General features: G+C 68.9%; 8 protein-coding genes. 5 read left to right on the top strand and 3 right to left on the bottom strand.

The window, feature by feature from the left end:
* Positions 1 to 49 precede the first annotated feature (49 nt).
* Complete coding sequence (locus tag ACX28W_RS00890) at positions 50 to 1,171, top strand: Lrp/AsnC family transcriptional regulator (protein WP_458996801.1); 1,122 nt, start codon at positions 50 to 52, stop codon at positions 1,169 to 1,171.
* A gap of 63 nt (positions 1,172 to 1,234) precedes the next feature.
* Here the strand turns inward: ACX28W_RS00890 and ACX28W_RS00885 are convergent, their stop codons facing one another.
* The 3 genes from ACX28W_RS00885 to ACX28W_RS00875 form a co-directional block, all read right to left on the bottom strand.
* The gene (locus tag ACX28W_RS00885; protein ID WP_458996800.1) at positions 1,235 to 1,600 is read right to left on the bottom strand and encodes an iron chaperone; all 366 of its coding nucleotides are present in this window, start codon (positions 1,598 to 1,600) and stop codon (positions 1,235 to 1,237) included.
* Between the two features lie 44 nt (positions 1,601 to 1,644).
* Positions 1,645 to 2,043: an ACT domain-containing protein gene (locus tag ACX28W_RS00880; protein ID WP_458996799.1), complete on the bottom strand. Its 399-nt coding sequence runs from the start codon at positions 2,041 to 2,043 to the stop codon at positions 1,645 to 1,647.
* A gap of 146 nt (positions 2,044 to 2,189) precedes the next feature.
* A complete protein-coding gene (locus ACX28W_RS00875) occupies positions 2,190 to 4,175 on the bottom strand; it encodes an N-6 DNA methylase (RefSeq protein ID WP_458996798.1) in 1,986 nt (661 codons plus the stop codon).
* Positions 4,176 to 4,317: 142 nt separating this feature from the next.
* On the opposite strand from ACX28W_RS00875, the gene ACX28W_RS00870 reads away from it, so the two are divergent.
* The 4 genes from ACX28W_RS00870 (at position 4,318) to ACX28W_RS00855 (ending at position 14,324) form a co-directional block, all read left to right on the top strand.
* Complete coding sequence (locus ACX28W_RS00870) at positions 4,318 to 5,259, top strand: serine/threonine-protein kinase (RefSeq protein WP_458996797.1); 942 nt, start codon at positions 4,318 to 4,320, stop codon at positions 5,257 to 5,259.
* 100 nt (positions 5,260 to 5,359) lie between these two features.
* Positions 5,360 to 6,622, top strand: a complete 1,263-nt coding sequence (locus ACX28W_RS00865) for a serine/threonine-protein kinase (RefSeq protein WP_458996796.1) — start codon at positions 5,360 to 5,362, stop codon at positions 6,620 to 6,622.
* Between the two features lie 140 nt (positions 6,623 to 6,762).
* Positions 6,763 to 10,002, top strand: a complete 3,240-nt coding sequence (drmD, locus tag ACX28W_RS00860) for a DISARM system SNF2-like helicase DrmD (RefSeq protein WP_458996795.1) — start codon at positions 6,763 to 6,765, stop codon at positions 10,000 to 10,002.
* The gene (locus ACX28W_RS00855; RefSeq protein ID WP_458996794.1) at positions 9,999 to 14,324 is read left to right on the top strand and encodes an Eco57I restriction-modification methylase domain-containing protein; all 4,326 of its coding nucleotides are present in this window, start codon (positions 9,999 to 10,001) and stop codon (positions 14,322 to 14,324) included. Before drmD ends, ACX28W_RS00855 begins: the two co-directional genes overlap by 4 nt.
* The last annotated feature ends 54 nt before the right edge of the window (positions 14,325 to 14,378 follow it).

Raw genomic sequence — 14,378 nt, 5'->3', positions numbered from 1 at the left:
CGGGCTGGATCACTCCTCCGGTATTAGGAACAGGCGAAGGGAGTGTGGAATGCGCAAGAAAACTCCGTGTCACGGTGCAGCTTTCGGCTTCGATTCCCCAAAGACGCGCAGGAATGCGCCGCCTCGACGAGCGCAGGATGTTGCCGCGCCGGGGCTCGACGAACTCGACCGTGGCATGGTGCACGCGCTGCAGATTCATCCCAGGGCCCCGTGGACGCTGATCGGCGATGTGCTCGGCGTCGATCCGGTGACAGCCGCACGACGCTGGCAGCGACTGGCGGATGCCGGTCTGGCGTGGGTGACCGCATACCCTCGGCTGTCCAACTCCCGGATCGTCGTGAGCGGTGTCGTCGAGGTCGACACCGAGCCCGGGGCCGCGGAGGGCGTGGCGATGGCTCTCGCGGCGGATCCCGCGGTGGCGAACGTCAAGCTCATGGCGGGCGGCAGGGACCTGGTGGCCTCGGTGCAGGCCCGGGACCTCGACGAGCTGGCCCACCACACCACGTTGCTCTTCCAGGGGACGCCGGGGGTACGGGCGACGCGGACGCACGTGTCCACAGGCGTGCCCACCGAGGGCAGCCGGTGGCGGCTGCGCAGTCTGGATGCCGTCCAGTGTGCGCGGCTCGAGGCCGCCCTGCCCGCGCCGGCGCCACACGCTGAGGCGGGCGCCGCGGGCTGGGACGCGCTGGATGCGCGACTCGTGGAACTGCTGAGCACCGACGGCAGGATGTCGATGCGTGACCTGGCGGCGGAGACCGACACCGGCACGACCACGGTGCGCCGCAGACTCCAGTCCCTGCTCGCTTCGCGGGTGAGCCTGCGCTGCGATCTGGCCCGGCCGCTGTCCGGGTGGCCGTTGTCCGCGGTGTACTTCGCGTCCGTGCCCGGCCAGTACCTCGAGGAGACCAGTCGGGTGCTGGCCGACGTGCGCGAGGTCCGTTCGTGCTCGATCACCGCGGGACCGAACAACCTGGTGATCGACGTCTGGCTGCGCGCGCTGGCCGACGTGCATGCCTTTGAGGCACACCTGTCACGCCGGCTGCCGCGACTGAGCATCCAGGACCGTTCTGTGGTTCTGCGTACGGTCAAGCACATGGGCCGGCTGCTGGACCGGGACGGCCACTGCGTCGGTGTGATTCCGCTGGCGCACCCGCAGAGTGGGCCCGGATGAGGCGTATGCACTGCCGGGCGGGCCCTCGACGGACCCGCCCGGCAGTGATGGTGTTTCCGTTCTTCAGCAGATCTCGCCACGCTCTGCCGCGGTCGCCCGGAGCAGGCTCCGCAGCAGATCGAAGTCAACGGACTCCGGCCTGCGAAAGCGCAGGCAACCCTTTCCCATGTCCTGTCCGGCCAATTGCTCCGCGAACGCCTCGCGGACGTCGCTGCGCATCAGGTAGAAGGAGATGTACTGCTTCTGGCTGGCGAACGCGATCTCGGCAGCGCCATCCCGTTCGTACGCGGGCATCCCGTACGCCATGACCTCGTCGAAGCCCTCCAACTCCTCGCGGCACAACCGCCGCAACCTGGTCAAGGCATCCCTGCGCCCTTCGGGTACCTCGGCCAGGTAGCCATCCACATCATTCGCGTCACTCTGCACCATTCCATGAGGGTATGCCTCATGCGAAACCTGGGATCCCCGCTGTGTCAGGCAGACCGTCGCGCGAGGTCCTCCAGCAGGGCGACCGCCCGGGCGGCGCTCTCGTACGGCACGAAGAGGTGGTCGTGGTGGCGGCCGGCGACCACGTTGCAGCTCAGTCCGGCATCGGCGAGTGTCCGGGCGAAGGCGGCGGTGAGGCCGACCGCCTCCAGCGCGGAATGGACGCGCAACGTGATCCAGCCCGCCACATAGTCGTACGACAGCCCCGTCGCGTCGGCCTCGTCCTGTCGCACGACAAGGGTGAGTCCTTCCTGCTCGGCGACCGTCACAACGGGTGTGACTCCAGGCGGAGCGTCCCCGCCCACGGTCGTGAAGACGTAGCGGCCCGGGTTCAGCTGCGGGCGCATACCGCTCAGGAGCTTCCGCAGATCACTCTCACCTGTCACGCTCCGCAGACTATCCGCTACCGGCGCTCCCATTGAGATGAGTGAGGCTTCCTCAATGCGGTGATGTCCAAGCCGTGTCGAGGGCAAGCGCCGGAGGATCCCGAGTCCTGTTACGGGACCCGGGCAGCTCGCTCACGCCGACGGAGTCAGGTGGTCAGTCCACCCGCTGCAAGTCGATCGCTCACGTCGCTCACCAAGCCCTTGCCCAGGCTGTCGGCGCGGGTCAACAGCGCTTCGAAGGCCCTGAGTCGACGGAAGGTTTCGGAGTATGCCGCCTGCTCCTCCAGAGGGAGTTGGAGTACCTGAAGGCGCCGGATGTCGACCCTGGACGAACTGGAGGCGTGGGTGCCTGCCTGGCGTCCGTTGGCGGGTGCGCGCAGACAGCCGGCGAGGAAGTGGGCATGCAGTTTCTCCGGGTCCACGCGCAGGGCGTAGAGCTGGGGGCCCAGGGCCAAGGGCGGCCCTTCGTGCACCCACGCCTTGAAGGCCCGCACCACTCCGGCGACCACGATGTCCCCCGCCTCGACGATGGCGTGTGCCGCTTCGGCGGAGGTTGTCCCGCTGGGAGTGCCGTCCATCAGCAGGTCGGGAACGGTGAGTAGCGGCACGGCGGTTCCGCGAGGCGGTGCCGCGGTATCCGACGGTTGCTGTCCGGCGCGCAGCGTCAGCACACCGGCCTTGACGAGGTCCCCCACGGTGGCTGTGGTCTGCGGCACCTCGGCCTCGAAGCCGAGTTTGGACAGATACTGCACGTGGTCGGTGAGGTCGGCCAGAGAAGACCCCAACTCCCCCCATGATGCAGCGAGTTCGATGCCGGACGGTTCTGCGCTCGATGCGGTGTAGCGGCCCGGAGTGACGTCCACCTCGTCGTCCAGAAGGTCGACCAGCGGGACGCGAACGGCACCTTCCGGTGGATCGTCGTCCGGGCAGTCGAGGACTTCCAGGGCGGAGAGGACGAAAGAGCCGAGAGCATTCCAGTCGGGACCCGGTTCGCGTGCTCCCGGTCGTGCGAAGCGCGCGGCGTCCACGAGTAGGGCGTCCTGGCTGGTGGGAGTGGCGTCAGAGCTGTCCGGAGCGGCCCGCAGGACCCACAACTGAAGTGACACACTGTGCGGTTGTGCGCTGCCTGGTGGCAGTGCCACAACTGCTCTCAGCATCCCGGTACGCAGCAGGGAACCCCGGATGCGACGGCCCGCCTTGCGCGATGCCACGGCGGGCGGGAGGACGATGACGCCCGCCCCGCCGGGCCTGAGGTGGGACAGCAGGTGCTGTACCCAGGCCAGCTCCGGCTCGGTCCGTGGTGGCAGTCCGTGTGTCCAGCGCTGGTCGGTGGCGAGTTCCTCGTAACCCCAATCCCGTTCGTTGAACGGTGGGTTGCAGAGCGCGATGTCGGCCCGCACTCCGGCGAACGGATCCTCGCGCAGCGCGTCGGCGGTGGCGATCTCCGTACGGACGTCCCGGTTTTCCGTGATGAATCCGAGCCGGGCGGTGGCAAGCGCGGCGAGTGCCGGATCCCGCTCGCACCCCAGTACTGCCAGGCCCGGACCGTCGTATTCCTCGGCGACCGCGGCGGGCAGATGCCCGGTGCCGCAGGCGGGATCGAAGACGGTCAGCCCTCCTTCGCTCGCGCCGAGACGGGCGGCGAGGGCGATCCGGGTCATCAGGGCGGCAAGCTGCGGAGGCGTGGTGCTGAGCTGCCGCACATGCGTCTCGAGCCACCGTTGCAGCAGAAACTCAAAGGTCTCCCGCGGTCCCTCGCTTCGCCCCAGCCTCGCTGCTTCGCCCACCAACTCCCGTGCGTCGGGCGAAAGTTCGGCGTTCGAGATGCGCGCACGAGGAGCGCGCATCCGACGGGCGGCCTCGGCGACGGCCAAGCCCGACTCGTCCCTGCTGCCGAGCGCCTCGAACCGTGGCCAGAGGAACTCGCGGCCACCGATGTCGGTGAGCTTGCCGTTGTCACGCAGCCATTGCTCCACCTCCGCCAGCGAGAACTGCGGACTGACGTCAGTGCCGCCGATGCGGGTGGGGAACGAGTCATGGCGGCGGCGCCAGTTGCTCACTGCCGCGCGCCCCACACCGGCGATCCGGGCGATCTCGGCCAAGCTGACGGGTACGGCGTTGGGTGTACTCATCGAACAGTCTCCGAGGTGCTGGGCCGGCTGGGCTGGTCGGCATCCCAGCGGCCGTATTGCAGGGAAGGCTACTACGCTCATTGACTTTGTTCACAGTACAAACCACGAGGTCGCTGTGCGGGAAGTGTGGAGGACGGGAGAAATGCAGAAATTCACGCCGGGAATGGTGCTGCGCGATCGCTACCGACTGGACTCGGTGCTCGGCAGAGGCGTGATGGGGCAGGTGTGGCAAGGGCGTGACCTGTATCTGGAGCGGCCGGTGGCGGTGAAGACGATCGCCGCGGAGCTGCTGGCCGTCCCACAGAGCCGCAAGGAGGCGCTGGCCCGTTTCAAGAGGGAGGCGCAGGCCGCGGCGCGCCTCGACCACTCCAACATCACCACGGTCTTCGATGCGTCGATCACGGACGACACCTGCTGTCTCGTGATGGAGCTGGTCGACGGCACCACTCTGGAGTACCTCTTCGACCAGCAGGAGGGCGAACGATTCGATGTGCCCTCGGCCGCCGCTGTGGCCGCTCAGCTGTGTGCCGGGCTGTCCGCGGCCCACGCCGCCGACCTCGTGCACCGCGACCTCAAGACGCAGAACGTCATGGTCCGGAGGGACGGCGTCGTCAAGATCCTGGACTTCGGACTGGTGAAACTGCTCACCGACGCCGACCCCCGCCTGACCATGACCGGCGAAGGCATCGGCAACATTCTCTGTGCCTCACCCGAACTGCTCTCCGGCCAGGGGCGGCTCGACGGTCGCAGCGACCTCTATGCGGTGGGTTGCCTGCTGCATCACATGCTCACCGGCACCACGCCCTTCGCCACCGACCAGCCGGCCCTCCTGGCCTCCCGCCATCTGAGCTCGCCCCCGCCCCTCATCTGCGACTCGGGTGTGGAGGTCCCCGGTGCCCTCCAGGAACTGGTGACGGCCCTGCTCTCCAAAGACGCGGACGACCGCCCCTCCTCCGCCACCGAGGTCTACGCGGCCCTCGCGCCCTACCTCCCCGTATCGGCTCCCGGGCTGGCCGCGCGCCCAGGCCTGCCCGAGGATCCCCGCAGGCCCTTCCTCGTCCCGCAAGGGCCGAGGCTTGCGTGAACAGTGAGAAGATGACCACTCGCATACCGGGTGCGCCGCGCCGCTCCCGGCCGCAGGGGTGTGAAGGGCGCCGCGGGCGCCGGGACTGGGGACGGGCGCAATGCGGCGAAGTCTTGGACGGTACGAGCTCACGCACGAACTGGGTCGGGGCGGCATGGGGGTCGTCTGGGCGGCGCACGACCGGGAGCACGGCCGGGAAGTGGCCATAAAGCTCCTCGCCCCCCGTGCTCTGGGCGCCGAGCCCACCATGCTGGAGCGCCGGTTCCTGCGCGAGGCGCGTCTCACCAGTCGTCTGCATCACCCGGGCATCCCCGCCGTCCATGATCACGGAAGTCACGAAGGTGAGCTCTACCTCGTCATGGAGCTCGTCCCGGGCCGCGCCCTGGACGCCGTACTCAAGGGGGAGGGCCCGCTGTCCGTCGAGTACGCCGCGGACGTCGCACGGCGCACCGCCGACGTGCTCGCTTACGCGCACGGCCAGGGCGTCGTGCACCGCGACCTCAAGCCGTCGAACCTCATGATCACTCCGGACGGCGAGATCAAAGTCCTCGACTTCGGTGTCGCGGCCGCCCTGGACCCCCAGCCCGGCGAGACCCGCTTCACCGCCGCCAACGCCACCCCCGGCACGGTCGTCTACATGGCACCCGAGCAGGCCGTGGGCAAGACCGTGCCGGCCAGTGACCTCTACTCGCTCGGTTGCGTCCTCTACGAACTGCTCACCGGGGCGCCTCCCTTCACCGATGGCAGCCCTTTCATGCTGTACCACCAGCACGCGCACGAGCCCGTGCCCTCGCTCGCAGACCGCCGCTCCGGCGTCCCGACCGGATTGCGGACGCTGGTGGCGGGGCTGCTGGAGAAGAAACCCGAGGACCGGCCGGCCTCCGCGGCGGAGGTGGCTGCCCTGCTCGCCGCCTGGGCCCCGCCGCGGGCTCCGGCTGCCGCGACGCCGCTCGCGCACCCACGACTCGCCGAAATCGCCGCTCTGCGCAACTCCGGCCGCCCCGCCCGCGCCTTGGAGGAGTACGGGGACCTCATGGCCGCTCCTGGTCTCGACCGTGCCGACTTCCTCGCCTCCCGAGTCGGAGCCGCTCTGTGCGTGGGCGCGCTCGGCCGCACCCGCGAGGCCCTGGACGAGCTGAAGTCGGTCCTGGCCGAGCAGCGCAGCCTTCTCGGAGCGAGTGATCCCGCAGTACTGGACACGCGGTACGAGATCGCCGTCCTGCTGGTCCGTGCGGGAGAGCGCCATGCGGCCGTGGAACTGCTGCGACGCTTGACCGACGACGAGGAGAGGGTCCTGGCCGTGGACGATGCTCGGCGCGGACGCACCCGTGCCCTGCTGGACCGGCTGCGTCGCATGGCCTGAGGCGCGCCCGAGCCGACCATGGTTTTGTAATCTCTGTTCACAGATATTGCGTCGTGTTACGCTGCGACAGCACCGTTCCGGTGGGGAGACAGGACACTGTCTACGGACGGCAGCAGGAGACACCGAGGGGAACAGCGTTCATGACCTCAGCAGCTCAGCGGGAGACCGAGCAGACCGGGGCGCATGAGCTCCCCGAGGAGGGCAATCTCGTCGAGGTGCGTGGCCAGTCCTGGGTCGTCGCCCGCGTCGAGCCTTCCCCGGCCGCCGACGGCGACGAGGAGCGCCGGCCCGCCACCCTCGTCCACCTCCAGTCCGTCGCCGACGGGCGCTTCGGCGACACCCTCTCCGTCATCTGGGAAGTCGAGCCCGGCCGCCGTGTGCTGCCCGCGGGCTCCCTGCCGGACGCGTCCACCGGCCAGTACGACTCCCCGAACCGCCTCGCCGCCTTCCTCGACGCCGTCCGCTGGTCCGCCGTCGCCTCCGCCGACGCCAAGACGCTCCAGGCACCGTTCCGCTCCGGCGTCGCCGTCGAGCCCTACCAGCTGGAGCCGGTCTCCCGCGCCGTCGGCGCCCCGCGAGTCAACCTGCTCCTCGCCGACGACGTCGGCCTCGGCAAGACCATCGAGGCCGGTCTCGTCGTCCAGGAACTGCTGCTGCGGGGCCGCGCCCGGCGCACCATGGTCGTCTGCCCGGCGGGCCTCACCCTCAAGTGGCGCGACGAGATGGCCGAGAAGTTCGGCCTGGAGTTCACCATCGTCGACTCCGAGCACTGCGCCCGGCTGCGCCGCACCCACGGCACCGCCGCCAACCCTTTCCGCGTCCACCCGCTCACCATCGTCTCGCTGCCCTGGCTGCGCGGCCAGAAGGCCCAGCGTCTCCTCGACGAGGTCATCGGCGCCCCGGAGGAGAGCGGCAACGGCGAGCACAAGCGCTTCTTCGACCTGCTCGTCCTCGACGAGGCGCATCACGTCGCGCCCGCCGCGCCCAAGCAGGTGTACGCCGTCGACTCCCAGCAGACCAAGCTGATCCGGCGCCTCGTCCCGCATTTCGAGCACCGCCTCTTCCTCTCCGCCACCCCGCACAACGGCTACCCCGAGTCGTACACGGCGCTCCTCGAACTCATCGACGACCAGCGTTTCGCCCGGGGCGTCGACCCGGACAAGGAAGCCCTCCAAGACACCGTCGTACGGCGTCTGAAGTCGACGGTCACCAACGCCGACGGCACGCCCCGCTTCCGCACCCGCAAGACCCACGAGCTCTCCGTCGACTACGCGCCGCAGGAGCGCGAGATCCACCAGCTGCTCGGGTCGTTCGCCGAGCTGCGCCGCAAGAAGCTGACGCCGAAGGCACGCGGTGGCCGCCGCGCCGCCGACCTGGTGACGCTGCTGCTCAAGAAGCGCCTCTTCTCGTCCCCGGCCGCCTTCCTCCACACCGTCCAGGTCTACCTCTCCCACCTGGAGGACACCGGCCCCGCCCGCGGACGCGCGGCAGCCGCCGAAGTCCCCGAGTGGCTGGAGGAGTTCGCCGACCTCGTCGCCGACCTCGATGATGCGGGCCTCGTCGACGCCGAGGACGACGCCCTGACCCGCTCCACCTCGCTCACCCCGGCGGAGGACGGCCAGGAACTCGACCTGCTGCAGGAAATGGAGCGCTGGGCCCTCACCCATGAGGCCGCCCCGGACTCCAAGGCCGACGCCCTGATCGGCGCCATCAAGGCCATCTGCCGCCCCGACGGCAAGAAGTGGACCAACGAGCGGGTCGTCATTTTCACTGAGTATCGCGACACCCAGGAGTGGCTCTACGACCTCCTCCAGCAGGAGGAACTCACCGACGGCGGCCGGGTCGAACGCCTCCACGGAGGCCTGCCCACGGAGGAGCGGGAGCGCATCCGTCTTGGCTTCCAGGCCGAGCCCGCACGCCCCGAGGGCAAGGTCCGCATCCTCCTCGCCACCGACGCGGCCGGCGAGGGCATCGACCTCCAGAACTACTGCCACCGCCTGATCAACTACGACATCCCCTTCAACCCCAACAAGCTCGAACAGCGCATCGGCCGTATCGACCGCTGGGGCCAGAAGAACGACCCGGAAATCACCCACTTCATCGGCTCCGGCTGGCAGCAGGCCCAGGCCGGCTCGTACGAGGCCGACCTGGAGTTCCTCTCCCGCGTCGCCAAGAAGGTCGCGCGCATGGAGCACGACCTCGGCTCCGTCAACGCGGTCCTCGCTGACGCCGTGCAGCGCCGCATGACCGGTGACACGGCGCCTGTCGACATCGAGAACGCCAAGCCGAAGCCGATCAAGGGCCGTCGCACGGGCGGCGAGGTCGCGCCCGAGCAGAACGTCACGGCGCAGACGAAGAAGCTCGCCGACCAGTACGAGGAGACGGTCTCCTCCCTCAGCCTCACTCCCGCCAACGTCAAGCGTGTCGTCGACACGGCCCTGGCGCTCGACCACCAGCCCGCGCTCGTGCCGTCCACGGTGCGCGCCGAGGACTTCGAACCCGGCGACCTGTTCGACGTACAGCCGCTGTCCGGCAGCTGGGAGCGTGCCACCCGCGGCCTTGCCCACAAGCTCCGCGACGGCGAACAGCGCCCCCTCACCTTCTCCCCGGCCGTCGCCGCCGAGGGCCGCGACGACGTGGTCCTCGCCCACCTCAAGCACCCGCTCGTCGCCCTCTCCACACGCCTGCTCACCGCCGCCGTCTGGAACGCGGACACCGTCGGCCTCCACCGCGTCACCGCCGTCGTCTCGGACGACCCGGCCGTCACGACGACGCTGGTCTCCGCGTACGCGCGCTACGTCCTCGTCGGCAACGACGGCACACGCCTGCACGAGGAAGTGCTGTACGCCGGCGGTTGGTTCGGCGACACCGGCCGCTTCCGTCGCTGGGAGTCGGTCGGCGAGCAGGGACGCGCCCTGTCCCGCGCGCTCACCGACGGCACGGAGGCCGCCCCGCACCTGCGGCAGGAGCTGACCGAGGCGTGGCCGAGGCTTCAACAGCCTCTGTACGACTCCCTGTCCGCCCGCGCCCGCGAACTCGGCCGCCAGCTCGAAAGCCGGCTCGCCGACCGCCGGGCCGAAGAGGAGCGCCGCATCACGGCCACCCTCGACCGCTTCGAGGCCACCCTGCGCGCCAAACTCAAGGAGGAGGGCGAGGGCGAGGGCGAGCAGCTCGCCCTGCTGTCCACCCACGAACTGACCGGCCACGAGCGCCGCCAGTTCGAGGACGACCGCAAGCGCTGGCAGGACCGCCTCGACGGCCTGCCCGCCGAACGCGAACGCGAACTCGCCGCCATCGCCGCCCGCTACCGCGAACCGCGCTCCCACCTCTTCCCCGCCGCCGTCGTCTTCATCGTCCCCGCAAAGGAAGCCCGCCGATGAGCCCCCGCCGCCCCATGAGCCGTGGAGTCGCCGCCGCCAAGGCCCAGGCCGCCGACGGCCGCAGGCAGCACCAGGAGTGGCTCGACCTCACCGAGGTCTCCGGCCCCTTCCTGACGATGCCCGTCCTGCTGCGCGCCTGGCCCCAGCTGGACGCCCTGGAGAAGGACGAGCGCTCCCGCCTGCGCGCCCGCCACGCCGACTGGCAGACGGACACGACGGCGGGCCGCGACGAGTGGGTGGCCTACGTGCTCGGCCGCCTGCTGGGCTGGGACGACGCGTTGGCGTTCCGCCAGGGCGATGCGGAGCACCACGGCCTCGACCGCCTCACCCTGCGCGTGGCGGAGCACAACACCGAGGTGCGCCCCGACTTCGCGCTGGTCGAACCGGGTACGGACTTCGCGGTCGAACCGGACGTGGAGTCGGCCGCCAAGCGCGTACGCCTGCTCGGCATGACGGTCCCGGCGGGTACGGCGCCCACGGCCCGCGTCGGCGGTGGCGGCGACTGGTCCGCGGCCCCCGCCGACCGCCTGGCCCGCCTCCTGCGCCACCATGGCGTACCGCTCGGCCTGGTCACGGACGGCCGCTGGTGGTGCCTGGTCTGGGCCCCGCTCGGCGGCGTCACGACCACGGCCGTCTTCGACTCCATCGGCTGGAACGAGCGGGCCGAGCGCAACGTCGTCCGCGCATTCGTGTCGCTTCTGCGCCGCCGCCGCTTCTTCGAGTACGACGACGCCGAGACGCTGGTGGGCCTGCTGAAGGCGAGCCTCGCGGCGGGCGAGGACGTCACCGAGGCGCTGGGCGTCCAGGTCCGCCAGGCCGTCGAACTCCTCGTGGACGCCATAGGGCGCGCGGATGTGCGGGCGGTCGAGCACGGGGCACCCGGCCTCCACGCGTCCGGCGTCAGCGCGGGCGAGGTGTACCGCGGCGCGGTGGCGGTCATGATGCGCGTCGTCTTCCTGCTGTTCGCGGAGGAGCGCGGCCTGCTCCCGGCGGACAACGAGGTGTACGCCCGCTCGTACTCCGCCCGCTTCCTCCGCGACGAGCTGAAGGCACGGGCGGACGAGGAGGGCGAGACGTCGCTGGAGCACACGACGTCCGCGTGGCACCGCCTGATCGCCCTCTTCCACGCGGTGCACGGGGGAGTGGACCACCCGGGCTCGGGCTTCCACCTCCCGGCGTACGACGGCTCGATCTTCGACCCCGACAAGTACCCGTGGCTGGAGCGCACCACCCCGCTCCTCCCCATCGACGACCGCACAGTCCTGCACATGCTCCAAGCGGTCCAGGAGGTCCGCGTCGGCAAGGGCAAGGACCGTGAGGTCCGCACGCTCAGCTTCCGCGCGTTGGACGTCGAGCAGATCGGTTACGTGTACGAGGGCCTGCTGTCGTTCGACGGGCGCAGGGCCACCGAGCACATGGTGGGGCTGATCGGCCCCGAAGGCTTGGAACACGAGGTCGGTCTACGGGAGTTGGAGGCGCTGGCTGCGAAGGCTGGCGGTTCCGCGAAGACGCTCGCGAAGTCCGTCCACGAGAAGTGGAAGGACCCGAAGCCCCCGGCGACGGCGGGTCAGTTGGAGAAGAAGCTGGCTCCGCTCGGCACGGAGGACGCGGCGGAGGCGCGGCGCCGGCTGAACGCGGTGACGAAGGACCCGGCCTTGACGGAACGGCTCCTGCCGTTCGTAGGCATCCTCCGGGACGACCTGCGAGGCCTGCCGACGGTGATTCCGAACGGCGCGCTGTACGTCACGGAGTCGTCCCTGAGGAAGAACACGGGCACGCACTACACGCCCCGCTTCCTCGCGGAGGAGGTCGTACTGCACGCGCTGGAGCCGCTGGTGTACGAGCCCGGCCCGCTCCAGACGGCGGACACGGGGGAGTGGCGCCTGAAGTCGAAGGACGAGATCCTCGATCTGAAGATCGCGGACATCGCGATGGGCTCGGCGGCATTCCTGGTGGCGGCCTGCCGCTACCTGGGCGACCGCCTGATCGAGGCGTGGGAGTCCGAGGGCCGCGCGGACGCGATGGCGTACCGGGCGGGCCGGGCCGTGGACGCGGTGACGGCGGCGGACGCGGAGCAGGATCCGGTGGTCGTCGAGGCCCGCCGCCAGATCATCGAGCACTGCCTGTACGGCGTGGACATCAACCCGATGGCGGTTGAGATGGCCAAGCTGTCGCTGTGGCTGGTGTCGATGGACCCGGGGCGACCGTTCACGTTCCTGGACGACCGGTTGGTAGCGGGGGACTCGCTGCTGGGCGTGCACAACATGGAGCAGATCCAGTCCGTCCACATGAAGCCGGGCCAGCAGACCGACATCCTGGCCGAGCAGGCCCGGCAGTTGGTGGACCAGCTGACGCGGGAGCGGTTGGCGATCACGGCCATTAAGGGGGTCGACCTGCCGGCGCTCCAGGAGAAGCGGGAGCGGCTGGAGGAGGTCAACCGGCATTCGCGGCGGCTTCGGTTGGTGGGCGACCTGATCGCGGGGGCGGCGATTGCTACTTGTGCTTCGGGGCGGGTGCCTTGGTATGAGGATGAGGGCGGGGAGCGGCTTCGGGATCTGTTCCCTCGGGCTGCGTGGATCGTGCAGCGGATCATGGAGGACGGGGTCGAGGACGACTCCGAGGTGGTGCGGGCGGCTCGGGAAACGGCGGAGGAGTGGCTGGGGGCTGAGCTGCCGGAGGGGGCGTTGGAGCGGCGGCCGGTGCATTGGCCGTTGGTGTTTCCGGAGGTGTTTACGCGGAGGGGTGGGTTCGATGCAGTCGTGGGTAATCCACCTTTCCTTGGCGGCAAGAAGCTCACTGCGCCCCTTGGGCAGGCTTACCGTGAATATATGGTCGAGTTCCTCGCCAATGAAGTGCGAGGTAACGCAGATCTCGTCGCGTATTTCGCCCTCAGGGTTCATGAACTCCTGAACGCGTTGGGTCAGACGGGCATCATTGCGACCAACACCCTGGCACAAGGTGACACCCGCGAGGTGGGGCTCGACCAATTGGCTGATGTTGGGGTGAAAATCAGCAGGGCAGTCAAGAGTGCTCCATGGCCCTCGAAATCTGCAGTCCTCGAGTACTGTGCCGTTTGGATGACAAAGATGGCACCTTCTAAGGGCGTTTCCGCCGTTCTTGATGGGCAGGTCACCCCGGGTGGCATCACGACGTCGCTCAATCCCGTCACGCGCATGCGGTCGTGGGTTGAGAAGCTGCAACAGAGCGCACATTTTGCCTACATGGGCAACAATGTGAATGGCATCGGATTTGTCTTGCAGTCCGAACAGGCGGAATTGCTCATCGCTGCCGATGCCCGTTCCAGAGATGTCATCTTCGGTTATCTGACCGGCCAGGACGTGAGTAATGACCCTCGGTTTGCCCCGAGTCGACAGATCATCGATTTCGGTGGCATGAGCCAGAGTGAAGCCCAGCGCTTTCCGGCGGCGTTCGAGCACGTCCGCAAGTACGTGAAGCCGCAGCGGGATCTACTGGGTGACGATAAGAAGGCAGTGCGGGAGAGGTGGTGGCAGTATGAGAAGTTGGCCCCTGGATTGCGAGCGGCCATCGAGCCACTGAGGCGCTGCATCGTGATCTCGCTTGTCGGTAAGGCCGTCATGCCCGTCATGGTGCCGACCGGGCAAGTTCTATCCCACAGGCTCGGAGTCTTCGCGTCGGATGACACCGCTCTCCTCGCGTTGTTGAGCAGCGCGCCGCACTTCTGGTGGACGCTGGACCGTACATCTACGCTGGAGACCCGTATCAATTACAGTCTCTCGGATGTAGTAGAGACGCTGGTCCGTCCAACGCTCACTGATCGTTTGCGGGAGGCAGGGGCACTCTTGGACCGCCATCGCCGAACGGTGATGCTCGCCCGCAATATGGGACTCACCGATACCTACAATTTGGTCCACGATCCTGACTGCGAGGACCAGGACATCGTTGACCTTCGCCGCATTCACGAGGAGATCGATAAGGCCACCGTCGAGGCGTACGGCTGGCGCGACCTTCTGGGTGACTCCGAGAATTCGCTGCCGGCCGATCCGACCCACGAGACGTTCCCCCTCGATCACGGATTCCACGAGACAGGCCAAGGAATTCGCTATACCATCGGCCTCCTCGCCCGGACCGAGATTATCGACCGTCTCCGCCAGTTGAACCACCAGGCTTACGCCGACGAGGTTCACCTCGGCCTTCACAAGGGCGTGACGGAGAAGAAGGCGCGAGAGAAGCACCCCGACCTGCCCCCACCGTCGCCCGAAGCCATCCGGAAGCGCAAGGAGGAGCTGGCTGCGCGTAGTGGGTCGGATTTCGGTGAGGGCGCCGAGGGCGCCCTATTCTGAGCCGTCGGCATGACAACGGGCTCGCTCACGTCACCCAAAGTGACGTGAGCGAGC

It is taken from the genome of Streptomyces sp. SD15, assembly GCF_054462255.1.
The sequence above is the reverse complement of the archived record's forward strand: the minus strand, read 5'-3'. Positions and strand labels throughout refer to the sequence as shown.

Coding starts and splice junctions, on each gene's coding strand:
- ACX28W_RS00890 (WP_458996801.1), top strand. CDS start 50: ATGCGCAAGAAAACTCCGTGTCACGGTGCAGCTTTCGGCTTCGATTCC.
- ACX28W_RS00870 (WP_458996797.1), top strand. CDS start 4,318: ATGCAGAAATTCACGCCGGGAATGGTGCTGCGCGATCGCTACCGACTG.
- ACX28W_RS00885 (WP_458996800.1), bottom strand. CDS start 1,600: ATGGTGCAGAGTGACGCGAATGATGTGGATGGCTACCTGGCCGAGGTA.
- drmD (WP_458996795.1), top strand. CDS start 6,763: ATGACCTCAGCAGCTCAGCGGGAGACCGAGCAGACCGGGGCGCATGAG.
- ACX28W_RS00875 (WP_458996798.1), bottom strand. CDS start 4,175: ATGAGTACACCCAACGCCGTACCCGTCAGCTTGGCCGAGATCGCCCGG.
- ACX28W_RS00865 (WP_458996796.1), top strand. CDS start 5,360: ATGCGGCGAAGTCTTGGACGGTACGAGCTCACGCACGAACTGGGTCGG.
- ACX28W_RS00855 (WP_458996794.1), top strand. CDS start 9,999: ATGAGCCCCCGCCGCCCCATGAGCCGTGGAGTCGCCGCCGCCAAGGCC.